General features: G+C 62.5%; 21 protein-coding genes and 2 pseudogenes. 13 read left to right on the top strand and 10 right to left on the bottom strand.

From position 1 onward, the window contains the following. The first annotated feature begins 48 nt into the window (after nt 1-48). From A4G99_RS11225 to A4G99_RS11210, 4 genes and pseudogenes are all read left to right on the top strand, one after another. Complete coding sequence (locus A4G99_RS11225; protein WP_223301833.1) at nt 49-1,197, top strand: sodium:calcium antiporter; 1,149 nt, start codon at nt 49-51, stop codon at nt 1,195-1,197. A 70-nt stretch (nt 1,198-1,267) separates the two neighbouring features. Then, complete coding sequence (locus A4G99_RS11220; protein ID WP_066143426.1) at nt 1,268-2,080, top strand: shikimate dehydrogenase; 813 nt, start codon at nt 1,268-1,270, stop codon at nt 2,078-2,080. 26 nt (nt 2,081-2,106) lie between these two features. After that, nucleotides 2,107-2,898: a helix-hairpin-helix domain-containing protein gene (locus tag A4G99_RS11215; protein WP_223301832.1), complete on the top strand. Its 792-nt coding sequence runs from the start codon at nt 2,107-2,109 to the stop codon at nt 2,896-2,898. After that, a pseudogene (locus A4G99_RS11210) lies at nt 2,882-4,365 on the top strand (anthranilate synthase component I family protein). Before A4G99_RS11215 ends, A4G99_RS11210 begins: the two are co-directional and overlap by 17 nt. A 152-nt stretch (nt 4,366-4,517) precedes the next feature. Here the strand turns inward: A4G99_RS11210 and A4G99_RS11205 are convergent. Next, nucleotides 4,518-5,618 (bottom strand): pyridoxal phosphate-dependent aminotransferase, encoded by a 1,101-nt coding sequence (locus A4G99_RS11205; protein ID WP_066143424.1) that lies wholly within the window; start codon nt 5,616-5,618, stop codon nt 4,518-4,520. A gap of 454 nt (nt 5,619-6,072) precedes the next feature. Here A4G99_RS11205 and A4G99_RS11200 point away from each other — a divergent pair, with 454 nt between their 5' ends. The 3 genes from A4G99_RS11200 to A4G99_RS11190 all read left to right on the top strand — a co-directional run bounded on the left by A4G99_RS11200 (nt 6,073) and on the right by A4G99_RS11190 (nt 9,044). Next, nucleotides 6,073-7,944 carry an ABC transporter ATP-binding protein gene (locus A4G99_RS11200; protein ID WP_066143420.1) on the top strand — a complete coding sequence of 624 codons (1,872 nt, stop codon included), beginning with the start codon at nt 6,073-6,075 and terminating at the stop codon, nt 7,942-7,944. Nucleotides 7,945-8,019: 75 nt separating this feature from the next. Beyond that, nucleotides 8,020-8,523, top strand: a complete 504-nt coding sequence (locus A4G99_RS11195; RefSeq protein WP_066143418.1) for a CinA family protein — start codon at nt 8,020-8,022, stop codon at nt 8,521-8,523. A gap of 41 nt (nt 8,524-8,564) precedes the next feature. Next, nucleotides 8,565-9,044 carry a metal-dependent hydrolase gene (locus A4G99_RS11190; protein ID WP_066143414.1) on the top strand — a complete coding sequence of 160 codons (480 nt, stop codon included), beginning with the start codon at nt 8,565-8,567 and terminating at the stop codon, nt 9,042-9,044. Nucleotides 9,045-9,062: 18 nt separating this feature from the next. Here A4G99_RS11190 and A4G99_RS11185 read toward each other — a convergent pair whose 3' ends face one another. After that, complete coding sequence (locus A4G99_RS11185; RefSeq protein ID WP_066145144.1) at nt 9,063-9,797, bottom strand: PHP-associated domain-containing protein; 735 nt, start codon at nt 9,795-9,797, stop codon at nt 9,063-9,065. A gap of 266 nt (nt 9,798-10,063) precedes the next feature. Here A4G99_RS11185 and A4G99_RS11180 point away from each other — a divergent pair. From A4G99_RS11180 to A4G99_RS11160, 5 genes and pseudogenes are all read left to right on the top strand, one after another. Further along, nucleotides 10,064-10,374, top strand: a pseudogene (locus A4G99_RS11180) (hypothetical protein). Nucleotides 10,375-10,432: 58 nt separating this feature from the next. Next, entirely contained in the window at nt 10,433-12,478 is a 2,046-nt protein-coding gene (locus A4G99_RS11175) for an AMP-binding protein (protein ID WP_066143410.1), read from the top strand. A gap of 265 nt (nt 12,479-12,743) precedes the next feature. After that, nucleotides 12,744-13,637: an FAD:protein FMN transferase gene (locus A4G99_RS11170; RefSeq protein ID WP_066143407.1), complete on the top strand. Its 894-nt coding sequence runs from the start codon at nt 12,744-12,746 to the stop codon at nt 13,635-13,637. Continuing rightward, on the top strand, nt 13,621-13,971 hold the full coding sequence (locus A4G99_RS11165) for a thrombospondin type 3 repeat-containing protein (protein ID WP_066143404.1): 351 nt from the start codon (nt 13,621-13,623) through the stop codon (nt 13,969-13,971). Before A4G99_RS11170 ends, A4G99_RS11165 begins: the two co-directional genes overlap by 17 nt. Continuing rightward, nucleotides 13,968-14,507, top strand: a complete 540-nt coding sequence (locus tag A4G99_RS11160; protein ID WP_066143402.1) for a hypothetical protein — start codon at nt 13,968-13,970, stop codon at nt 14,505-14,507. Before A4G99_RS11165 ends, A4G99_RS11160 begins: the two co-directional genes overlap by 4 nt. Nucleotides 14,508-15,157: 650 nt before the next feature. On the opposite strand, the gene A4G99_RS11155 is transcribed toward A4G99_RS11160, so the two are convergent. The 4 genes from A4G99_RS11155 to A4G99_RS11140 form a co-directional block, all read right to left on the bottom strand. Then, nucleotides 15,158-15,673 (bottom strand): metalloregulator ArsR/SmtB family transcription factor, encoded by a 516-nt coding sequence (locus A4G99_RS11155; protein WP_066143400.1) that lies wholly within the window; start codon nt 15,671-15,673, stop codon nt 15,158-15,160. Nucleotide 15,674: 1 nt separating this feature from the next. Next, a complete protein-coding gene (locus tag A4G99_RS11150) occupies nt 15,675-15,956 on the bottom strand; it encodes a hypothetical protein (protein ID WP_066143398.1) in 282 nt (93 codons plus the stop codon). Between the two features lie 122 nt (nt 15,957-16,078). Then, nucleotides 16,079-16,855, bottom strand: a complete 777-nt coding sequence (locus A4G99_RS11145; RefSeq protein ID WP_223301830.1) for an aldo/keto reductase — start codon at nt 16,853-16,855, stop codon at nt 16,079-16,081. A gap of 59 nt (nt 16,856-16,914) precedes the next feature. Beyond that, a complete protein-coding gene (locus tag A4G99_RS11140) occupies nt 16,915-17,631 on the bottom strand; it encodes a hypothetical protein (protein ID WP_066143394.1) in 717 nt (238 codons plus the stop codon). Between the two features lie 98 nt (nt 17,632-17,729). On the opposite strand from A4G99_RS11140, the gene A4G99_RS11135 reads away from it, so the two are divergent. Further along, nucleotides 17,730-19,166, top strand: coding sequence for a short-chain fatty acid transporter (locus A4G99_RS11135; protein ID WP_066143391.1), 1,437 nt, complete (start codon nt 17,730-17,732; stop codon nt 19,164-19,166). A 51-nt stretch (nt 19,167-19,217) separates the two neighbouring features. On the opposite strand, the gene A4G99_RS11130 is transcribed toward A4G99_RS11135, so the two are convergent. The 4 genes from A4G99_RS11130 to A4G99_RS11115 form a co-directional block, all read right to left on the bottom strand. Continuing rightward, nucleotides 19,218-19,880 carry a hypothetical protein gene (locus A4G99_RS11130; protein WP_066143390.1) on the bottom strand — a complete coding sequence of 221 codons (663 nt, stop codon included), beginning with the start codon at nt 19,878-19,880 and terminating at the stop codon, nt 19,218-19,220. Nucleotides 19,881-19,945: 65 nt separating this feature from the next. Further along, on the bottom strand, nt 19,946-21,103 hold the full coding sequence (dnaJ, locus tag A4G99_RS11125) for a molecular chaperone DnaJ (RefSeq protein WP_066143387.1): 1,158 nt from the start codon (nt 21,101-21,103) through the stop codon (nt 19,946-19,948). A 146-nt stretch (nt 21,104-21,249) separates the two neighbouring features. Next, on the bottom strand, nt 21,250-23,184 hold the full coding sequence (gene dnaK, locus A4G99_RS11120) for a molecular chaperone DnaK (RefSeq protein ID WP_066143384.1): 1,935 nt from the start codon (nt 23,182-23,184) through the stop codon (nt 21,250-21,252). 320 nt (nt 23,185-23,504) lie between these two features. Further along, a complete protein-coding gene (locus A4G99_RS11115; RefSeq protein WP_066143382.1) occupies nt 23,505-24,179 on the bottom strand; it encodes a nucleotide exchange factor GrpE in 675 nt (224 codons plus the stop codon).

The raw sequence follows: 24,179 nt of genomic DNA, 5'->3' as shown, positions 1-24,179 counted from the left end.
GGTCAGATGGAATAGCTTAATTGACCCCCATTGGAACTACAATCCATAATGTCTCTTCCAGTCACAGGCTATATGCCGCCGCTCGCGCTTTCGGAGTCGTGGACGAAAGGACTGTTACTGCTCGCGTCTTTCGGTCTCCTTCTACTGGGTGCGGAGGTGTTCACGAACGGCGTCGAGTGGCTCGGCTATCGCCTCGGAATCTCCGAGAGCGCGACGGGGAGCATCCTCGCCGCGATGGGGACCGCGCTCCCCGAGACCACGATTCCGGTCATCGCCATTTTGAAGGGTGGGGAAGGGGCCTCCGACGTGGGGGTCGGTGCCATCCTCGGTGCGCCGTTCATGCTCGCCACCATCGCCATGTTCCTCGTCGGCGCGAGCGTCTACTACTTCGCCGACCGCCGCTCCAACGACACCGACCTTCAGTTCAACCAGGGGTCGACGAAACGCGATTTGACGTTCTTCCTCATCGGCTACTCGCTGGCGTTCATCGCCGCGCTCATCCCTCGAAACACCGAAATCGCCACGATTCCGATCCGCGACTTCATCGCCATCTTCCTCGTTCTGCTGTATCTCGGCTACCTCTATCTCTCGCTCCGGGCGGGCGAACTCGCGGACGACGACGACATGGACGACCTCCACGTCGGATTGGCCGTCGAAGGAATCCTCGAACGGTTCGGCAGCGGACCCGACAAGGACCACAGTTCCGACCCGCACTTCGTCCTCACGGCGCTTCAAACGCTCATCGCGCTCAGCCTCATCGTGATCGGTGCTCGGTTGTTCGTCGACCAAGTGGAGTGGGTGTCGAGTTCCATCGGAATCCCGTACGCCATCGTCGCGCTCATCATCGCACCCATCGCGACGGAACTTCCGGAAGCGTTCAACAGCGTCCTCTGGCTGGCACGTGACAAGGACACCCTCGCGCTCAACAACATCACGGGCGCGATGGCGTTTCAGGGAACGCTCCCCGTCACTCTTGGTATCCTATTCACCCCGTGGAACCTGAACCTCACGTGGGGAACGCCAGGCTTCCTGAACGCGATTTCCGTGCTGTTCGCCATCGCCGCCGGATGCATCGTCCTCTTCCGCGCACGGCGCGTCGGCGAGGGTGACTTCAACCCGACCCCGTTCCTCGGAAGCGGCGCCTTCTACGTCGTCTTCCTCGCGCTGGCGGTCTACTTCGTCATGCTCGGGGCGTGACCGTTCCGACTCGTACACCTCTTCGTCCCTTCGACCGTCCGATTAAGTCCCTCCCCTTCCTTTTGCCGCCATGAACGTTTACGGACTGCTCGGCGACCCGGTGGGTCACTCCCGCTCCCCGCCGATGCACGAGGCCGCGTACGACGAACTCGACATGGACGCCCGCTACGTCACCTTCGAACCGGACGCTATCGCCCCGGCTATCGAGGGCGCGAAGGCGCTCGGGATTTGCGGACTGAACGTCACAATTCCGTTCAAGGAGGACGTCCTCGCGCACGTCGAACCCGATTCGCTCGCCGAACGCATCGGCGCGGTGAACACCATCGATTTCTCAACATCCCCGCCGACGGGTCACAACACGGACGCGGCGGGCGCGCGGCGAGCGTTCGAGCGACACGACGTTTCACTCGACGGGAAATCCGCGGTTCTCGTCGGTGCGGGCGGCGCGGCGCGGGCAATCGCGTTCATGCTCGCCGACGAGGGTTCGACCGTCGCTATCGCCAATCGGACAATCGCGCGCGCGGCGTCGTTGGCCGATGCGGTCAACGGCGTCGATGGCGAGGAAACCGCGACGACACATGGGTTGGACGAACTCCCGGAACTCGTCGCGGACGCGGACGTGCTGGTCAACGCGACGAGCGTCGGGATGGACTCGGACGAGACTCCCGTTCCCGCCGACGCGCTCCACGCCGACCTCGCGGTAATGGACGCCGTGTACAGTCCGCTCGAAACGCGCCTGCTCCGCGAGGCGTCCGCGCGCGGGGCGACGACCATCGACGGCGCGTGGATGCTTCTGTTTCAAGGGGTCGTCGCATTTGAACTATGGACCGGTCGGGATGCACCGGTCGAGCGGATGGACGCCGCCCTGCGAAGACGGCTTTAAGTGAAGGGACTTTGTACAGTCCTGTAATGGGGCTTATCACACGGCTGAAATCGTTGCTCGGTCTTGGCGATGAGCGGTCGAAAACGCGCAACCGTGACAACGGTGTGACAATCGAGCGTGAACCGACCGAGACGAGAGCACAGCCCGACGTGGAATCAGAGAAAGCAGTGAAAGTGTCCGAGGAGTCCCCCGCGGAAGACACGACCGTTTCGACCGAGGAACCGGTCGATACGGGGGAACCGACCGATCATATCGAGGAGGCAGAGCCAGACACAGCCACTGAAACAGACACAACCGCTGAAGCAGACACAGCCACAGAATCCGAGACGGCTGCGGAACCAGATACGGCCGCGGAACCTGCGAAGGCGACCGGACCGTCCGCCGAAGTCGGGCAACCGGCACAGACCGAAGCGACCGAACCGGAACCGGAGCCCGACGCCGTTTCGGACGAGGATGAAGTCGGTGAACCGGAAGCCGACGAAGAACCGGAAGCGGCAGACGAATCGGAGGCGGACGAAGAACCGGAGACGGACGAAGAACCGGAACTTGACGAAACGGTCGAAGAAACGGCGGACGAATCGGAGACCGTCGAACCCGAGGAAGAGCCGGAACCCGAGTCGGAGTCCGAACCACCCGAAGAGGGGCGACCGCTCGAAGACGTAAAGGGCATCGGCCCGGCCTACGCCGAACGACTTCGGAACGCGGGCGTCGAAAACGCGGCGCAGTTGGCGACCGCCGACTCGGCGGAACTCGCGCGGGAGACGGACCTCTCGGTGAAGCGCATCGAAGGCTGGATGGAACGTGCGGAATCGATGTAACGACCCGGAAATCGTCACCTCGCGGGCCGCGTTCCGCGAAACCGCACGAACCGCACCCCGAGCGGCTCGAATCCCCGTCGAAGTGCGCGTGAGTGTTACGGACCCGTTTCGAGCGTATCGACGGGCACGCGACGGTACCGGCGGCTTTTACTGTGCAACGACGGGTGGGCAATCGGGATGGGGATATTTCGGCGTCGAACCCGCGAGTATCCTCCAAATCGAATCGAGCGGGGAATCGGGCGCGGATGGATCGTGCCTCGACGCCGTCGAGACGGTGCTCGCCGACGAGACGCTCGTCCGCGGCGATTGTGAGATACCGTACCCGTGCGGGCTGTTCGGTTGGCTCTCCTACGACCTCGTTCGAGAACTCGAATCCCTTCCCAGCGAAGCGACCGACGACCGGAACCTTCCGCGGGTGCAGTTCGGGTTGTACGACTGCGTGGCCGCGTGGGAAACGGGAGCCGAGGACACGCTTCGCGTGACGGCGTGTCCGCAACTCCGCGACCCGGACGACCCCGACACGACGTACGACGAAGCCCGAGAAACGGCGCTGTCGCTCGCGGAGTCGGCTATCGACGGCGACCCATCGGTCGGTCCACCGCCGACGGACGAACGAGGACCGTTCGTCAGCAATTGCGGACGCGAGGCGTTCGCGGAGCGCGTCGACGCCGTCAAGGGGTACATCCGCGACGGCGACACGTTCCAGGCGAACATCTCACAGCGCCTGGAAGCACCGGCGAGCGTCCACCCCGTCACGGCGTTCGACGCGCTCCGCGGGGTCAACCCCGCGCCCTACTCCGCGCTGGTCGAGTTCCCGGGCGTGGACTTGGTCAGCGCCAGCCCCGAACTCCTGCTCGACGTGGACGCAACCACCTTCGCACGGAACCGATCGCCGGAACGCGCCCGCGTGGCGCGACCCCGGAATCGGACGACGAACTGGCCGCCGAACTGCGCTCCGACGACAAGGAGCGGGCCGAACACGCCATGCTGGTCGATCTGGAGCGAAACGACCTCGGGAAGATCGCGGAGTACGGGAGCGTCGAGGTGACCGACTACCGCCGAATCGACCGCTACTCCGAGGTGATGCACCTCGTCTCGGAGGTCACGGCACGACGACGACCCGACGTTTCCCTCACCGACGCCATCGCGGCGACCTTCCCCGGCGGAACCATCACCGGCGCGCCGAAACCCCGGACGATGGCGATCATCGACGAACTCGAATCCACCCGCCGCGGGCCGTACACCGGCAGTATCGGCATGCTGGGATTCGACGAGCGGGCGACCCTGAACATCGTCATCCGCACCCTCGTCCGCCACGACGACGAGTATCACCTCCGCGTCGGCGCGGGCATCGTCCACGATTCGGTCCCCGAAGCCGAATACGAGGAGACGTTAGCGAAGGGGAAGGCGCTCGTCACTACGATCGACGAAGCGCTCGAACGCGAGACGGGATTTTCGGTGGAGTGACTCACACGCAATTTTAAATACCAAACCGGGACCAACGACGGTGGACGTTTCGGGTTGCCGAACGCCTCGTCCCCTCGATTCGCAACCCATAGTCTGCCTAACCCGATTCGAGGGTGCGCCAAAAGCGATACAGCAACATTGCTGTCCGTTTCTCAGCCGAAGTGCGCCGCGAGTCGGTCGGCCGCTTCCTCGACGCGTGGGGAGACGAGGGCGAACCGGATCCAGTCGTCGCGCGAAGAGCCGAAGGCTTCGCCGGGCATGCCAGCGACGCCTGCTTCGTCGATGAGGTTCTCGACGTTCGACAGCGTGCCGGGGAAGTCGGGGAAGCGAGCCATGACGTAAAACGCGCCGTCGGGGGTGGTGTAGTCGGCACCGGCGGCGTCGAGCGCGTCGGTGAAGGTCTCGACGCGCGATTCGAGGAGCGTGCGGTTCTCCTCGTAGTACTCCCGCGTCGTCTCGCGGAGCGCGTGGAGGACGGCGTACTGTGCGGGACGGCCCGTCGCCACGTTCGTCAGCATGTGGCGGGTCTTGGCCACGTCCACGAGTTCCGGCGGGAAGATGGCGTAGCCGACGCGGAATCCGGTGATGGCAAGCGACTTCGAGAACGAGTTGGTGACGATTCGGTGGTCGGAGTCGAACGCCAACGCGCTGGTGAACTCGCCGGAGAAGTCGAAGTGGTCGTACACCTCGTCGCTGACGAGGAGCGCGTCGTACTCCTCGGCGATAGCCACGAGTTCGCGCATCGTTTTCTCGTCGTACACCGCGCCGGTCGGGTTGTTCGGCGAGTTCACGACGATTGCGGCGGTGTCCTCGCTCGCGGTTTCTCGCACGTCGTCAAGGTCGAGCGTGCCGTCCGCCGCGGTGGCCACGAAGCGCTGTTTCGCGCCGAGCATCGTCGTTTTCCCGGGGTAGTACGGGTACACCGGATCGGTGAGGATGAACTCGTCGCCCGCTTCGCGTTCCATCGCCCGAGCCATCGCCAGATAGTTGGCTTCGCCGCCACCGCAGGTCACGACGACTTGCGAGGTATCGACGTCCCGCCGTGCGGCGATTTCCTCGCGCAGTTCGAGGAGTCCCTCGCTCGGCGGGTATTGGAAATCATCCCCGCCGAGGTCGGCGTAGGCGTGAAGCCCCTCGGCGATACTGGGCGGTGACCCCCAGTCGGGATTTCCGCTGACCATATCGACGACGTCGTGGTCGGCGTCCGCCGCGTAGGTCATGACGTGAAAGAACAGGGGGGTGTCGTAGTCCATACTTCAGGGTCACAGTACTGGCAAGTGTTTCTTTCGCAACGAGGAGTGCGACGAACGCGGGAAGAGGTTCGTTCGATGGGTGATCGGTATGAGTATGCATCCCATAGTCACACTGGACTTTATGTTGTCAGGAAATTCATTAGGAATGAAGAAAGATGATGCCGGTTCGTATCCTCTACTGACAGTGGTCGGCGCCGCTCGACGGCGCCTATAATCACTCCGTGGCGGCGACAGTTCTCATCGCGTGTTCGCACGCCGTAGCCACGGCATCGGCCCGACAGACAACCGATAGATCTGCCGCGTATCCGTGGGTATCCGATTCGACGGTCACGGGTAGGTCTCCGCATCGAACGCCGTCGTCCATCCGCCCGATTCGTGGAATCACATCCTGTGGGCACTGGACGGACGGCGAACAGCAAATCACACCACCCACACCACAACGACACACGAAATGATGGATAACACAGAGGAAGACGAAAAGTTCAGCGAGCAACGCGAGCGCGTCGATTCGCCGATTCGACGACTGTTCGGAACCTACGGCCGGGAACACTGGTTTCCCCTGTCAGTCGGAGTCGTGGCCAGCCTCGCCGCGCACCTGCTCTCGCTCCTGCCGCCGGTTCTCCTCGGCATTGCACTCGATGCGATATTTCCGGTACAGAACCCGCAACCGTATCGGTTGCCCTTGATACCACAGTCGTGGATCCCTACGGACCACTTCGCTCAGCTTTGGTTCACCGTGGGGCTGATAACCCTCTCCTTCGTCGGGAGTGCGCTCGGCGGATTGGCCAAAGGGTGGGGTCTCAATGAGTTCGCCCAATCCATCCAGCACGAAGTCCGAAGCGATACCTACGACGCCATGCAGCGGTTGGACCTCGGGTTCTTCGCCGAGAAGCAGACGGGCGAACTGATGAGCATCCTCAATAATGACGTGAACCGCCTCGAACAGTTCCTCAACGGCGGACTGAACGTGATGACTCAGATCGGAATCACCGTGGTCGGCGTCACCGTCATCCTCGCGTCGAAAAACTTCCAACTCGCGTTGGTGACGCTCGTGACGGTGCCACTCGTCGCGCTCTTCACCTACAAGTTCGTTCAGATCATCCAACCGAAGTACTCCGAGGTGCGCTCGACCGTCGGCCGACTCAATGCTCGACTGGAGAACAACCTCGGTGGTATCGAGGTGATCAAGGCGAGCAGCGCTGAAGATTACGAGTTCGACCGCGTGACGGATTCGTCTAGGGAGTACTACGACACGAACTGGGACGCCATTCGAACCCGGATCACGTTCTTCCCCGGACTGGAGTTGAGCGCCGGGTTCGGTTTCATCCTCACGTTCGCCGTCGGCGGGCTATGGGTGCTGGGCGGCGCGCCGTTCGTCTTCTCGGGCGATCTGAGTCCCGGCGCGTTCGTCACGTTCATCGTCCTGAGCCAACGGTTCATCTGGCCGCTCGCGCAGTTCGGTCAGCTGATCAACATGTACCAGCAGGCGGTCGCGTCCTCCGAACGAATCTTCGGACTGATGGACGAACCGAGCGCCCTCGAAACCGATGACGACGCGCCAGATATCGACGTTTCGGAGGGCGTCGTGGAGTACGAGGACGTGACGTTCGGCTACGACGACGAGGAGACCGTCGTGGAGGACGTGAGCTTCGAGGTGGGCGGCGGCGAAACCCTCGCGCTCGTCGGCCCGACGGGTGCGGGGAAGTCCACGATACTGAAACTCCTCTTGCGTCTCTACGACGTGAACGACGGGACGATTCGACTCGACGGGCAGGACATCACGGAGGTGTCGCTTTCCAGTCTCCGCGAATCGGTCGGCTACGTCAGTCAGGAGACGTTCCTCTTCGCCGGGACCGTCGGCGAGAACATCGCGTACGGGACGTTCGACGCGACCCGAGCGGAAGTCATCGAGGCCGCGAAAGCCGCACAGGCTCACGAGTTCATCGAGGAATTGCCGGACGGCTACGATACGGAAGTCGGCGAGCGAGGTGTGAAACTGTCCGGCGGTCAGCGTCAGCGTGTCGGCATCGCCCGTATCCTGCTTCAGAACCCGGCCGTGCTCATCCTCGACGAGGCGACCAGCGACGTGGACACGGAGACAGAACTCCGCATCCAGCAGAGTCTCGACGCGCTGCTGGCGGACCGAACCGTGCTCGCCATCGCACACCGCCTCTCGACCATCAAGAACGCCGAAACCATCCTCGTCCTCGAAGACGGTCGCGTAGTCGAGCGAGGAACGCACGGCGAACTGCTCGCCGAGGACGGCCTGTACGCGGACCTCTGGGGCGTCCAAGCCGGGATGCTCGAAGAGATTCCGGCCAGGTAATCATCGTCTTGCTTTCCGTCTCGCGTTGGAAATCGACCCGCGGGTTTCTTTTTTTCGCGCCTCCTCTCCCTCTCCATGAGCACGGACGACCAACCAATCGAACGGCGAGTCGGGGACGCCCTCCGTGAATCGAACGCGACGGTTGCAACCGCCGAATCCTGTACTGGCGGCCTCATCGGGTCGCTCCTGACCGACGTTCCGGGGTCGAGCGACTACTTTGACAGGGGTCTCGTCACGTACTCCTACGACGCGAAGATGCGTCACGTCGGCGTCACCCGCGAAGCGCTGGACGAGCACGGTGCCGTCAGCGAACCCGTTGCCCGAGCGATGGCCCGCGGCGTGCGCGACGTCGCGGGGACGACGTGGGGCGTCGCCACGACCGGAATCGCCGGACCGACCGGTGGTACCGACGAAAAGCCCGTCGGAACAGTCTTCATCGGCGTGGCCTACGCGGGTGAGTGGGGAAGCGCGGAATCCTACTCGGTGGTCGCTCGGTACGAGTTCGACGGCTCTCGACAGGAGATCAAGCGTAAAATAGCGAATCGAGCCCTTTCGGACCTCCTCGACGAACTGGAGTAAAAGGGAAAACCTTGATATTGCGGGGTGGGACCTGCAACCAAATGAATCGGAAAGAACACGTATTGAATGCGGCACTTCTCAGCATCGGACTCGGATACGTTCTCCATCCGTCGGGTGACGTGGAGACGTTCTACTCCATCGTGGCGGTCGGCGTTCCGGTCATCCTCGGCGCGCTCTTTCCGGACGTGGATACAGCCTTCGGCAAACACCGGAAGACGCTCCACAACCTCCCGATTCTCGCGCTGTTTTACTTCTTCCCGATGGTGTTCGGCAACCTGCAATACGTCTGGATCGGCGTCCTCACCCACTACGCCCTCGACATGCTCGGGAGCAAACGCGGTCTGGCGCTGTTTTACCCGTACGAACGCGAGTTCGGCGCGCCGTTCGGCGTCTCGGTTTCCAGTAGCTACGCCACGATGGTCACGCTCGCGGTGACGGTGTTCGAACTCGTCGTCGCCGCAGTGATCGTCAACGGTCAATTCCTCATCGACACGGGGATGACCGCAGTCGGCCTTCAATAGCGCTCGAAAAACGACCGTTCAGTACACGCTTCTGTCGTCGAACTTCCCGCCGTACGCTTCGTGGTCGGGATGCGTGGCTTCCATCCCCGAGAGGACGAGGCGGTCGATCTTTTTCCACGAGTTCTCGTACCCGAGGTGTGAGAACTCCAGTCGGCGGCGGAGTTCGTGGCTCCGCCCCGTCCGATGGAGGACTCGCGTCGTGTTCCTCGCCCGGAGTCGTTCGACGAGTTCGTCCTCGGTTTCGATGTCCTCATCGAACGCCGTCCACACTTCCCCGATGGTTCCACGGAGGTGTGCGTACGACGACCCGAACGCGGGCTTTCCGGTGTTCTTGACGATTTCCTTCGCTCGGCGGTTGTGTCGGTCCCAATGTTTGGGGTTGTAGGTTTCCACGGCGTGGATGACGTCGGCGTGGACGCGGATGTCCGTCTCCGTAACGCCCACGCTGAAGAACTCCGGATGGGGAATCAGGACGGCGGCGTCCTGGCTATCGAACTCCTCCATCGCCGCCGTGAGCGAGATGAAATCGGGGACGGGGTCGTCCAATCCGATCGCCAGGACGTGTTTTCGGTTCCGCCACGTTCCGGTGAACACCTCGCGAGCGGGGACGATGAGCAACTCGTCGTCGGAGAATTCTTCCGCACGTTGACGAATTTCGGGGAGTCGCACGAAATGTGGCGCGTACACCAGCGCGTCGAGGCCGCGTTCTTTCGCCCGTTTGACGACCTTTTCGTCCAGCACTTTGACGTGCATGTCCACCCTGAATCCGTCGCGGTCGGTCACGAAAGGATATTTCGGCGGTCGAACGATAGTGGTTCTGGTTTCGGTATCATCTGCTTGATCGAACGAACGATAGTGACGAGTTCTCCCGGCGTCGGTTTCCGGGTTCGTCGGTGCGTAGTCCTCGAAATAAGGGGACTCACGGGAGGACGTGCCAATCGAATCGCCGAGCGCGATTCGAACGACCGCCGGATGACGAGCAAGAAACAATTATATCATGGGAATTAGAGAATCAACACATGAGCGCTTGGGAATGTGACATCGACGGCTGTGGGGAACGGTTCGCCAGCGTCGAGGACGCCATCGTCCATCAGACGACCGAGCACGAACGACGGGAGTGCAAAGTCTGCGGGACGTCGTCCCCGACGGATACTTCGCCATCCGCCACGCCTTCGACGACCACTCCCGGGCCGAGTACGTCCGCGCCTACGATGCCGATTCGAGCGACGTACGCTCGCGCGAGCGCGTCCGCGACGAAATCGAGGAGTCCGCCGACCTCAAGCAAGTCGTCTCCCGCCTCGACGAGGGGAACGCGAGCGAACTACTCTGAGGAGGTAACAAACTATTTTGAGGCGGGTGCGCAATCCTTGCCACACGGAGGTCATGATATGGACACACTTGCGGACGTAGACGAAATCGTCCACGAACCGTCACGGGAGTTCGTGGAATCCACGAACGTCTGGGAATTCATGCAGGAACACGACATCGATGACTACGACGAACTCATCGAGCGCACCTGCGGAGAAGTGGATTGGTTCTGGGACGAACTGGTGGACTACCTCGACATCGATTTTTACGAGGAGTACGACGCGGTTCGTGACGACAGCGAGGGACCACAGTTCTCGGACTGGTACCCCGGCGGCAAGATCAACATCGCGCACAACACCCTCGACCGATACGCGCGGGTCGATAGCCCGACCCGGAACAAGGTCGCCTGCATCTGGGAAGGGGAACCGGGTGACGTTCGGGAGATCACCTATCACGAACTGTACCGCGAGGCGAACATGGTCGCCAACGCGCTCTCCGCGCGCGGCATCGAGAAAGGCGACACCGTCGGCCTGTACATGCCGATGGTCCCCGAGGTCATCTCCATCCTCTACGGCTGTTTCAAAGTCGGCGCGATCGCGGTGCCGATCTTTTCCGGGTTCGGCACCGACGCCACCGCGACCCGCATCGAGGATTCCGAATGTTCCGTGCTGTTCACCGGCGACGGCTTCTACCGCCGTGGCAGCGAGGTCGTTCTGAAGGACACCGCCGACGAGGCCATCGCGGAAGCGGGCCACGTCGAGCACACCATCGTCTACGAGCGACTGGGTAGCGAGGCAGGCAGTGCCTCGGAGGTGCGGGCGGATATTCCCTGGGACGACGAGCGCGACGAACGATGGAACGAAGCGGTCCTCGAAGCGGACGACGAGTACGAGACGAAGGAACTCGATTCGAGCGACGAATCGATGCTCCTCTACTCCTCGGGGACGACGGGGAAACCGAAGGGAATCGTCCACACGCACGCCGGACAGTTGATGCAGTGTGCGAAGGAGATTTACTTCGGTTTCGATCACAAGGACGCCGACCGATTCTTCTGGGTCTCCGACATCGGATGGATGATGGGTCCGTGGACGCTCATCGGCAACCACGCCTTCGGCGGCACGATTTTTATGTACGAAGGGGCGCCCGACTACCCCGAACCCGACCGCTTCTGGGACATGATCGACCGCCACGGCCTGACCGTCTTCGGCATCTCGCCGACCGCGATTCGAGCGCTCCGCGGGTACGGCAGTGGTCGGACGCGGTCCGACGAGCCATCCGGAACCGACGGTTCCGGAGACGACGAGTGGTTGGACGACTACGACCTCTCCTCGCTGCGACTGCTCGGTTCGACCGGCGAACCGTGGGACCCGGAATCGTGGCTGTGGTTCTACGAGAACGTCGGCGGAAGCGAAGCGCCCATCATCAACATCTCCGGCGGCACCGAAATCTGTGGCTGCTTCCTGATGCCCATGCCGACACAGCCGCTCAAACCATGTACGCTCGGCGGGCCGGGGCTCGGCATGAACATCGACATCGTGAACGCGAAGGGCGAATCCGTCGCCGACGCCCACGAACGCGGCTATCTCGTCGCCCGCGACTCCTGTCCGTCGATGACGAAGTCGCTCTGGTCGGGCGACGAACGCTATCTGGACACCTACTGGTCGCGGTTCGACGACATGTGGAACCACGGCGACTGGGCACAGAAGGACGAGGACGGCTTCTGGTTCCTCCACGGGCGTTCGGACGACGCCATCAACGTTGCCGGTCGGAAAGTCGGCCCCGCGGAAGTCGAGGGCGCGCTGATGGACCACGACGCGGTGAACCAGGCCGCCGCCGTCGGCGTTCCGGACGACACGACCGGACAGGCCGTCATCTCCTACGTCATACTCGAATCGGATGTCGAGGAATCCGATGACCTGCGTTCCGAACTCCGCGAGCAGGTCGGCGAGGAACTCGGCAAGCCGTTCCGTCCCCGAGAAGTCCTCTTCGTGGACGAATTCCCGAAAACGCAGTCCGGGAAAATCATCCGCCGAGCCATCGAGGCGGCCTACACGGGCGAGGACTTGGGAGACATGTCCAGCATCGAGAACCCCGACGCGCTCGATAGGCTCGAAGAAGCGAACTGATCCCGTTCTCGGGCACAGTTTCTGTTTCGGTGATCGGACGGATGGTCGATGATCGGATAGATGGTGGAAATTCGACGGATGGTCGATGATCGGATAGATGGTGGAAATTCGACGGATGGTCGATGATCGGATAGATGGTGGAAATTCGACGGATGGCCGATTGCTGATTGGCCGGATGGACGTCGCTCTTGGGTGGACTGACGTCGTTTGACGGTTCGATGAATGGACGCGAATCGATATCCTTCCAGCTTTTGAATACTTGGACATGCATCGGCCTCCGATACGCGCTCGGCTGGCGGCGTCCACGGACCGACTGTACGGAACGGTCGGCGGAGCCAGTACGTCCTTCCACTGCTGTGATACGACGTTTCGCATCGGTGCCGACGGCGTCCGTGCGACCTCCGCCTGTGAACGAGCGAAGGAAGCGGCGCTTCGATTGGAGCGGGAACTGAACGCGTTCGACGAATCGAGTCACATCGCCGAGTTGAATCGAACGGGGAGCGTCACGAACGGTCACGTCGCGCGAATCGTTCGCCGCGGATTGGCGTACTACGACCGAACTGGCGGTGTCTTCGACATCCGTCACGGTGCCGTCGAACACGAGGTGAAAGCGTACATCCGTGGGGAGGATTCGACAGCGCCGGACCCGACGTTCGAACCGTCGTCCGTGACGGTCGATGGGGACACCGTGCGGACCGACGGACCGCTCGATTGCAACGGACTCGCTAAAGGGTACATCGTGGACCGATCACGGGAGGCGCTCTCGGGCGTCGGCCGACGCGGGTTCGTGGACGGCGGCGGCGACATCGCACGGCCGACCGGACCGGTCGGTATCGAGAGCCCGGACGATTCCGGGACGCTCCTCCGCGTCCTCTCGACGGAGTGGAACGTCGCTACATCGGGCGGCTATCGACGCAACCGCGACGGTATCGAGCACATCTACAACCCGAACGAGAAGCGAACCCGGTCACGAAACGACCTCGTGACTGTCGTCGCTCGTCGAGACTGCATGGAAGCCGACGCCCTCGCCACCACGCTCGCCGCGCTTCGGCCCGACGAGGCGATTCGTTTGGCGGAGGGATGGGAGGGTGCGGAGGCGCTTGTCATCCGACAGGGCGTTTTTCACGAAACGGAGGGATTCGATGGACACGTCCGCTAAGCGTCGTCGGACGCTGATCGCGCTGGTGGTGGTGGTCGCCTCGCTCGTCTTCGCGTCGGGGGTTATGGCGTATCGAACGACCCATCAGCAGGACACACAGGCAAAACCGACCGTCCACTACACGCCGCCGCCGACCGATCACCACCGGACTGAAACGAGTTCCGGGACCAAGACCGGAAACGAAACCGGGACTGGAACTGGGACGACGACGCAACGACGCGACGACGACCGGGACGGTGTCCCGAACAGCGCCGACAACTGTCCGTCCAAGGCGGGGCGCGGTCAGGGGGACGATTTGGGTTGTCCCGTCGTGACGACGACCCACGCATCATGAACGGGTTCGTCACGCTCGCGCTGTGGTACCTCGACCGCGCGTCGGCGCTGGTGCTCTTTCCGGTGCTCTGGCTGACCGTGTTGACGGGCATCTTCTTCACCGCCCGAGGGTTCGGCCTGATACACCGGCTTTCCCGTCGAATACACGTCGAACTCGCCGTCTTCGGCATCGGCATGATGGCGGTTCATGGCCTCGTCGGAACCGTCGATGCGTGGTTGGTCGTCGATGGGAGCGCACCCGCGCCGAACTACCCGCTCTCGCTGTTCCTCGCTGGTGTCGGCGTCGGTGCCGTCTCGCTGGTGGTGCTCGTCCTCGCCGCACTGGGCTTTCTCGAACCGCGGCGGTTCGACAATCCGGGGGCGGTTCACGCCCTCGCATACGGCGGGTTCGCGTTCGGAATCGTTCACGCGGTCGCCATCGGAAGCGATATGACCGGCCTCCTCGGCCAACTCGTGGTCGGGTCCGTCGTCTTCGTGGTACTCGCGCTGGCCTTGAAACTCCTCGAAGGAACGAGCCTCGTCAATCCGACGCAGTGAATCGGTTGGGATACTGAGAGTGATTTTCGTCGATACTCGGAGTTTCGTTGGGTACGGTCGGGAAGTGTAAATCGTCTAAGCGCTCGATGGGAACATCGAATGTATGGACATTGACGCTGGTTCATCTGGGAGAGAAACCTCGAAATTACGCGCCAAATCGTCTCAGACACATATTTGATTGATTGATCAACTATTCAATTGAGAACGGAGACATCGAACGCCCTCGCTCGCTACGAGAGAATGATTTTGATTCGGTTGTGATTGCAAGTACCGCGCGGCAATGAATTTCCGCCCCGCAACCGCCCACACACCTCCCCAACCGCCTCCTCGCTATCGCTCGTCGTCCCTCGCGCACGTTTCTCGCGCGCGCCACCTGGTTGGATAGGCTGCGTGCTATCGATTAACTGCACGGCGCGCGAAGTCCTCGTAAACGACGAAGGAGTGAACGAGTGGCTCGTCAGAGCGTTGCTCTGACGGTGGCGCACCCGTGGTGCGTCCGCGCGAGGGATGAGTGAGGGAGCGTGAGCGACCGAGCGAATCGGTTGGGGAGGGTGTGGTCTGTTGCGGAGGCAGGGCGGTTGCGGTCTTCATTGCCGCGCGGTACTTGCAATCTCAGCAAACCAAACAACGTCGTATCGGCCGTTTCGTACTCAGTACACGTCCCACAGGTCGAGGACTTTGTCGAGCAATCGGTCGCGCAGACTCGCTTGATAGGTCGCATAGAGGCGCATCACCCGGTCGCGATCCCGAAGCGAATACAACACGGTGCGCCCGTCGCGTTCCTTTTCAACGATTTCCTCCTCGTGAAGCCGGGAGAGGTGCCACGAGACGGTCGAACGGGACTTCCCGACGCGGTCGCTCAACGTCGCGGTGCTGAGTTCGTCCTCCGACGCGAGTTGGGCGATAATTCGCCGCGAGTACTTCCGACGGAGGGCGTTCATCGTCGTTTTGTCGCCCGGTTCGAACGAGTGGGCCGGATAGTATCGGGTGAAGTTCCCGTCGTCGGAGGACTCGACCAACCCCTCGTCTTCGAGCCATCGGAGATGGTACTGAATCGTCCCTTGCGCGTACTCGTGTCGGCGGAGTAACTCACGGAAGTGAATCCCCGGCGTCGCGCGAATCTCGCCGAAGATGGCCCGCCGTGAGTCGAGTTCGGGTTCGTCCATTTCACTCCCGCACTATCGCCACGAAGAACAGCAGGAGGCCGAACAGGACGAACAGGGACGAGAGATGGTCGATGAGTTCGGGCTGTACGCCGGTGAAGACCGCCTCCTCGAAGACGACCGCCAGTCCACGGCAGGCGAACAGGCCGTAGGCGACGGTGACGACGGCCAACCGCCGCTCGCGCTCGCGCCGCCACGTCAGGTACGTCAAGGTCCCCAATCCCACACTAACGAGCAGTATTCCGAGACTAACGACCAACTCTATCTCGTCCGCGCGTATCGCCATGAGCTATCGAGTTCGATTCGACGGGCAGGGCAAAAGCGTTCTCGTACAACCGTCTAACGGTGGCGAGCGACGCGATTGCCGACTCACACACCGATGCTCGTACACCGGTTCTCGTACACCGACTACTCGAACAGTTTCTCCTCGCGGTCGATGGCGTCGATTCGGGCGATATCCTCGGCGTCGAGGGAGAGTTCCCCCGCCGCCAAGTTCTCCCGCAGATGGTGGTCGCTCCCCGACCGTGGAATGGGGACCGCTCCCTTCTCGACGACCCACGCGAGCGCGACTTGTGCCGCGGTCGCGTCGTGTTTCTCGGCGAGTTCCGTCATCACTGGCAGGTCGAACACCTCGCCTTGGGCAATCGGCGAGTACGCGACGAGGGTGGCGTCGTGTTCCTTCGCATCCGCGAGGAGTTCCGACTGCTCGTAGAGCGGATGCATCTCGACCTGATGGGCGACTATCGGCGCGTCGAGCACGTCGCGGGCAGCCTCGATTTCCTTAGCGCCGAAGTTGCTGACCCCGACGTGTTCGATACGGCCGTCGTCCCGAAGTCGGTCGAAGGCCGGAAGCGTTGCTTCCGGATCGTAGGTCTGAATCGGTCGGTGGACGTAGAGCAGATCGACGGTATCGAGACCGAGTTTGTCGAGGCTCTCCTCGGTGCTCGACAGCACGTCGTCGGGGGCGAGGCTGTCCGCCCAGACTTTGGTGGCGACGAACAAGTCCGAGCGCGGGACGTCGGCGAGTTCGATGGCCTCGCCGACGACCGCCTCGTTGTCGTAAATCTGTGCCGTATCGAGGTGGCGATACCCCATCTCGATGGCGCTGGCGATTCGCTCCGGGTCGTCGATTCCCATCGTGCCGAGACCGATTGCCGAACCGTCGTCGATGTTCGTCGTGGTCATGGTCGGGATTCGTGGAGAGGTATCCTAATCCATGTGGTTGCGGAAGTCAAAAAAGAGGATTACAGCGGAACGTCGTCCAGCGTGAGCGCAGGCGATTCGGGCGCGTTCGATGCGCCCGAATCGCCGTCAACGACCGCGAAATCGGCCGTCCGCTCGGTATCGAGGACGCACTCCCCGCCGACGAGGAGCGGCGCGACGAGTCCGGCGGCTATCGCCCTCGGGTCCGACAACGGTGCACGAACCGCGACCGAATCGGACGGGCCGAGTCCCCATTCGTCGGCCACCGCGGTTCCGGCGTCGAGCAACTCGGCGTGGGACACTTCACGCGCTCCCGTGAGTGCAGGTGTATCGGACGAAAGCGGCGTCTCGGGGAAGACCGGATTTTCGCTCCACACGTCGGTTTCGAAGTGCGAGACGGTCGGGTCGGCAGGGGCATCGCCGTAGGCGACGTACTGTCCACCCGGAGGAAGTTCGTACTCGCCAACCGCCTCGGTCGGTGCGAGCAGGACACGCGCGTCGATGTCGTTCGGCGGGTCGAACCGCACGCTCGCGCCGAGCAGAACGCTACCGAGGAAGCCCAGAATCGGCTGTGGTGCGGGTTTTGCGTGGATACCGACCGTCACTCCCTCGCGCACGCCGAGGTGCCGGAAGAAGTTCCCCGTCTTCCACGCCGTCGTACAGAGGCGATGATAGTCGTACCCTCCGGAACCGGGAACCCCAAGCGCCGGATCGTCGCTTCGTCGGGAACGGACGACGAGGTCGCCCAGAATGTGCATGTCGATGCTCGTCCGGGAGACTGCAAAAGCCCGACGATTCACCACTGAGCGTCTGACGAACGTTTATACTCGATTGCTAGATATTATCAGTCGAAATCATGGCAAACGTAATCAGACGGATGGCCGAAGGCAGTTCACGACTCGTGGAACGCTACCTCCCGGACGCGTTTCTGTTCGCGATCATTCTGACGTTCGTCGCGTACGGGTTCGCGTTCGTGTTCGTCGGATCGAGCGGCGGACCGTTGGAACACGGCACGAACATCCTCCTCGACGGGTGGTACGGTGGCTTCTGGGCACTGCTCGAATTCGCGATGCAGATGACGCTCATTCTGATGACGGGCTATGCACTCGCACAGTCCGCCGTCGTGGATCGCTTTCTCTCACGGATGGCGGCGGTCCCGTCGAGCGAACGAAGCGCCGCCGCGTTGGTGCCGGTCGTGGCCGCCGTCGCCTCGTTCGTCCACTGGGGCCTCGGTCTCGTCGTGGGTGCCATTTTCGCACGAAAAGTGGCGGAGGAGATCCGAACCATCGACTTCCCCATCATCGTGGCGGGGGCCTACTCCGGATTCATCGTCTGGCACGGCGGCCTCGCGGGATCGATCCCGTTGGTACTCAACTCGACTGCGGACGAGGGGAACTTCCTCCTCGCAAGCGGCGTCCTGAACTCCACGATTTCGACGGGACAGACCATATTCACGGCGGCCAACATCGTCATTTTCGTCCTCGTCGGCCTCGTCTTCCTCCCGTTGTTGTTCCTGCTGATGTACCCCGAGAGCGAGGCGAAAAAACACCCGCTCGACCCCGAACAGGTCGAGACGGCGACCGACGGCGGCGAAACGGTCACGGCACCGCCGACGACGACGGATGGAATGACGCTCGCGGAGCGGATCGAACACTCGTCGTTCGTCGCGTACGCCATCGGCTTCGCCGGGTTGCTGGCCGTCGTCGGCTACTTCGTCCGCGGAGTCGTGGACGGAACGATGCCGTGGAACAACCTCAACCTGAACATCGTCAACTTCTCGTTCCTCTTCCTCGGCGTCGTCCTTCACGGCACCCCGGCGGCGTACATCGGCGCGATGAAGGAGGCCGTCGAGAACGTCTGGGGGATCATCCTCCAGTTCCCCTTCTACGCGGGCATCATGGGTATCATGGGCTACGCGCCGGAGGGGTCGGCCAGCCTCGCGACGCAGATTGCACAGGGAATGGTTCACGTCTCGCCCGACGGAACGCTCCCCGTAGTCGCGTTCCTCACCGCGGGTATCGTCAACGTCTTCGTCCCCAGTGGCGGCGGCGAGTGGGCGGTCGTCGGCGAAACGCTCGTGAAGGCCGCCCATTCGAGCGGCACGAGCGTCCCCCGCGTCGCCATCGCTGCCGCGTGGGGCGACGCGTGGACGAACATGATCCAACCCTTCTGGGCGATTCCACTGCTCGCCATCAGCGGCCTCTCGGTTCGCGACATCATGGGCTACTGCGTGCTGGTGCTGATCGGTAGCGGCGTCATCATCAGTCTCGGACTGTTGTTCCTACCGATGTGAATTCACTTCCCGCGGCCCACCTCGTCGAAACGAGGTTCGAAAAAACGCCCGCTACTCCTTCCGTCGAAGCAGATAGCCGAACGCGGCGATGCCGCCGAGCGCGGCGAGCCATCCGAATCCCGGCAACCCGCCGCCGTCCGTCGTGGACGAACTCGTCTCCCCGGATGCCGTCGTCGTCTCTGTCGTCGATGGCGAGGTCGAGGCTGTGGGTGACGACGTGGACGGTGACGATGTCGACGCGCCCGTCGTGGATGACGTTCCCATCTCCCCCATCGTCCCCGTCGTGCCGTTTGCGGTTCCGTTCATCGTGGTCGTCGGCCGTAACACGATGAGGTTGCCGCGCATCGTCTCCGGGTCGAACTCCGAGAAGTAGGTCTCCATCTCCGTGGTCGCCGTGAATTCGAGGGTTTGGGTCGCCCCTCTCGTCTCGATGACTTCGGTTCGCTTGAGAATGTTTCCTTTCCCGTCACCGATGGCAATGTTGTGGGAGTTGCCGTCCATGTTCTCCCACGCGATGACGTAGTCCTTTCCGGCCACCATCTGGATCGTTGGATTCGTCTTGTCCGCGAGGGGTTCCGGGGACTGTCCCAACCAACCGGAGACCTGTCCGCCGAGTTCGAACGTCGCGGCCTGCCCGCGTGCGAGACCGACGAGCGCTCCCGTTCCGAGGACTACTTGCACGAACCGTCGACGAGAGAGTTTCGATCCGGTCATACGAGGAATGTCCGTAGCTATCTATAATATCACCACAGAAACGCTTAGCTTGTTCGGTTGCGGAGTCAGAAACTGCTCTTGATTCGCTCGAAGAAGCCCTTCTCGACGTTCACCTCTTCGCCGCCTGCCTCCGCGAACTGCTCCAACGCCTCGCGCTGTTCGTCGTTCATCGAGTCCGGCGTGACGACCTGCACCTTCACGAAGAGGTCGCCGTTTCCGCGGCGTCGGAGACGCGGCATCCCCTTGCCTCGCAAGCGGAACGTCTCGCCGCTCTGGGTCCCCTTCGGCACGTCCATCTCGACAGACCCCGAGAGCGTCGACACCTCGATCTTGTCGCCGAAGACGACCTGCGGGAACGACAACGCCGTCCGATAGTACAGGTTGTCTCCCTCGCGCTCGAAGTCGGGATGCTCGCGCACCGCGACCTCGATGAGCAGGTCGCCCTTCGGGCCGCCGTTCTCACCCGGTGCGCCCTCGCGTTCCATCTGAAGGGTCTGTCCGTCGGCGATTCCCGCCGGGATGTCCACTTTGAGTTTCGCCTCCCGCTGGACGACGCCGTCGCCGCCGCAATCGTTGCACGTCTCCGAATACTGTTGGCCGTCGCCGTTACAGCGCGGGCAGGTTTGTGACTGCTGGACGCGACCGAACGGCGTCTGTTGTACTTGCGTAACCTGTCCCTGTCCGTTACACTCCGAACAGGTGTTCACGTCCGCGTCCGGCGGATGGCCCTCGCCGTTACAGGCAGCACAACGCTCCGGCCGTCGAACCGATATCTGCTTCGTCACGCCCTCGAACGCCTCTTCGAGGTCGATCTCCATGCCGGTTCGGAGGTTCGCACCCTGTCGAGGACGGTTCGGGTTGCGACGGCCGCCACCGCCGCCGCCGAAGAACTCGTTGAAGATGTCGCCCATGCCGCCCATGCCACCGCCGCCGCCGAACGGGTTGCCCTGACCGGCACCGCCGGGTCCGCGACCGCCGTCGAACCCGCCGCGCTTTTCGGCCTGTTCGAACCGGTCGTGACCCATCTGGTCGTAGGCTTGGCGCTTCTCGTCGTCCGAGAGCACCTCCTTTGCCTTTTTCACCTTCTTGAACTTCTCGTCGGCGTCCGGGTCGTCGCTCACGTCCGGGTGATACTCGGCGGCTTTCTTACGATACGCCTTCTTGATCTCGTCCTCGTCGGCGTCCCGACTTACACCGAGTACGTCGTAGAAGTCCTCGCTCATCAGTTATCGTTTGGTAATGTAGGATGGTATTTGAATCGTCCGTCTACCGTTCGTCACGCGTTCGCCGCGAGCGGCGAACGCGTTTCCGACGAGTCAGTCCCCGTCGGCACCGGATGACGGGTTAGTTCCCGCCTCAGGTTGTGGTGTTATTCGTCGTCGTCCGAATCGTCGTCGTCCACGTCTTCGAAGTCCGCGTCGACGTACTCGTCGTCGCTCTCGTCAGCACCGCTGTCGGCACCAGCGCCGGGGTTCGGGCCGCCGCCCATTCCACCCATGCCGCCCATGCCGCCACCCATTCCGCCGGGACCTGCGGCACCGGCCTGCTGGGCTTGCTCCTGTTGTTCGTACATCTGCTTGCCGATCTCCTGCAGCGACTTGCTCAGGTTCTCGGTCGCGTCTTCGAGGTCGTCCTTCGTCGCGTCCTCGTCTTCGAGGACCTCCTGCACGTCCTCGATCTCGTCCCGAATCTCGGCTTCGAGGTCGTCGTCCACGTTCTCCTCGTTCTCTTCGAGGAGCGTCTCGGCGCGCTGAACGGCCCCTTCGGCGGCGTTCCGCGCTTCGATGAGTTCGCGGCGTTCCTCGTCCTCCTCGGCGTGCTGTTCTGCTTCTTCCTGCATGCGCTCGACTTCCTCGTCGGAGAGGCCAGCGCCACCCTCGATGGTGATCTCCTCGCTGTTACCCGAGCCGTGATCCTCCGCGGAGACGTTGACGATTCCGTTCTTGTCGATGTCGAACGTCACCTCGATCTGCGGCGTTCCGGCGGGTGCTGGCGGGATTCCTGAGAGGTGGAATTCGCCGAGTTGTTCGTTCTCGTTGGCGATTTCGCGCTCACCCTGGAAGACACGGACCTGCACCGAGGTCTGGTTGGCCGCCGCGGTGGTGAACACCTTCGACTCCTCGGTCGGGATGGTCGTGTTCTTGTCGATGAGGCGCTCGAACAGGCCACCCTTCACCTCGATACCGAGCGAGAGCGGCGTCACGTCGAGCAACACGATGTCGTCCACGTCGCCGGAGAGGACGCCACCCTGAATCGCCGCGCCGAGCGCGACGGCTTCGTCGGGGTTGACGTTCTTCTTCGGTTCCTGGTCCGTGAGTTCCTCGACCTTCTCCGAAACCTGCGGCATGCGGGTCGAACCGCCGACGAGGATGACCTCGTCGATGTCGGATTTCGAGTAGCCCGCGTCCGACAGCGCCTGTTCGGTCGGTTCGACCGTGCGGTCGATGAGGTCCTTCGTCAGGGATTCGAACTTGGCCCGAGTCAGGCTGTTTTCGAGGTGGACCGGTCCGTTGTCGGTCGCCGTGATGAACGGGAGGTTGATGTCCGTCTCCTTCCGCGAGGAGAGTTCGATCTTCGCTTCCTCGGCCGCGTCCTTCAGGCGCTGGAGCGCCTGTCGGTCGTCGCGGAGGTCGATGCCGTGTTCCGACTCGAAATCGTCGGCGAGGTAGTCGATGATGGCCTGGTCCCAATCGTCACCACCGAGGTCGTTGTCCCCGTTCGTGGCGATGACTTCGTAGATGCCGTCGCCGAGGTCGAGGATGGAAACGTCGAACGTCCCGCCACCGAGATCGTAGACGAGGACGGTCTGGTCGGTGTCGTCGTCCAGTCCGTACGCCATCGACGCGGCGGTCGGTTCGTTGACGATGCGGTCAACGTCGAATCCCGCGATCTCTCCGGCGTTCTTCGTCGCCTGTCGCTGCTTGTCGTTGAAGTACGCGGGGACGGTGATGACCGCCTTCTCCACATCGTCGCCGAGGTACTCCTCGGCGTCGCGTTTGATCTTCTGGAGGATCATCGCCGAGATCTGCTCCGGCGTGTACTCCTCGCCCTCGATTTCGACGGTGTAATCCTCGTCGCCCATGTGCCGCTTGATGGACTGAATCGTCTTCTCGGGGTTCTGAACTGCCTGATTTTTGGCTGGTTTCCCGACCAGACGCTCACCGTCGTCGGAGAACGCGACGATGGACGGCGTGGTCCGGTCACCTTCGCCGTTGACGATGATCTCCGGGTCGCCACCTTCCATGACCGCGAACGCGCTGTTCGTGGTACCGAGGTCGATGCCCAGTATCTTGTTGCTCGTCATTGTTGGGGCAACCTACCCGTTTGCGCCGGTTAAAGGTTACTAGATGTCACGAGGATACGCTGAACACCACCCCTCCGCAGTCATGCGGTTTTCGTTTTTACCGGCTTCCAGCTTCGGGAGCTTTTTATCGAACCGATATTCTATCCCGCGTTTCCGGACGACGCGACGCTCGAACGGGGTGTGGTCGTCCACCAGAAGATGACTGAAGAGCGAGGTGGTACCCGTGAGGAGGTGGAAAATCCGTACCGGGGCGACTGCTGCGAGGATTGGCCACGCGGCACCCGAGCGTGACCTCTCCCGATGGCGATAGATGGCGAAGGTTACGCTTCGTCGCCGTTGCCGTCGCTCACGGTCACTTGCGCAGCTTGCAGAACCTTGTCGCCCATCTCGTAGCCCGGTTGGTACACGTCGGCGATGGTGTCCTCGGGGTGGTCGCTCTCGACGCGGAGCATCACTTCGTGGCGCTGTGGGTCCACGTCGTCGCCCTCTTCGGGGCGAATCCGCGCGACGTTCTCGTCCTCGAACACGCGGTCGAGTTCGCGCAGGGTGAGTTCGACGCCCTCACGCAGGCTCTCGACATCGTCGTGTTCCGCTTCGACAGCGCGCTGAAGGTTCTCGCGCACGTCGATGAGTCGGTCGACGAGGTCCTCGGTCGCACGCTTTTTGAGCTGTTTCTGCCGCTTTTTCGCGCGCTTCTTGTAGTTCTGGAAGTCGGCACGATTGCGCCGCAGTTTCGCTTCGAGGTCGTCCACTTCGTCGTCCAGTTCCTGCCGTTCCGACTCGATAGCCGCGAGTCGATCCTCGACGTCCGCGGCGAGGCCCTCGTCCGCGATGGCAACCCGCGCGATGAGGCTCGTGTCCTCCGGGCCGAGAACGTCCTCGTCCGGCGTTTCTTCGTCCGGCGTATTTTCGTCCGTCTCGACGTTCCCTTCGGCCGGGGATTCCCCTTCGGTTGGCTCTTCGTCTACCGTTTGGGCGGCTTGCTCCTCGGTCAT

It is taken from the genome of Haladaptatus sp. R4 (assembly GCF_001625445.1).
Taxonomy (GTDB): Archaea; Halobacteriota; Halobacteria; order Halobacteriales; family Haladaptataceae; genus Haladaptatus.
Note: the sequence above shows the minus strand (reverse complement) of the source record. Positions and strands in the feature narration are given on the sequence as shown.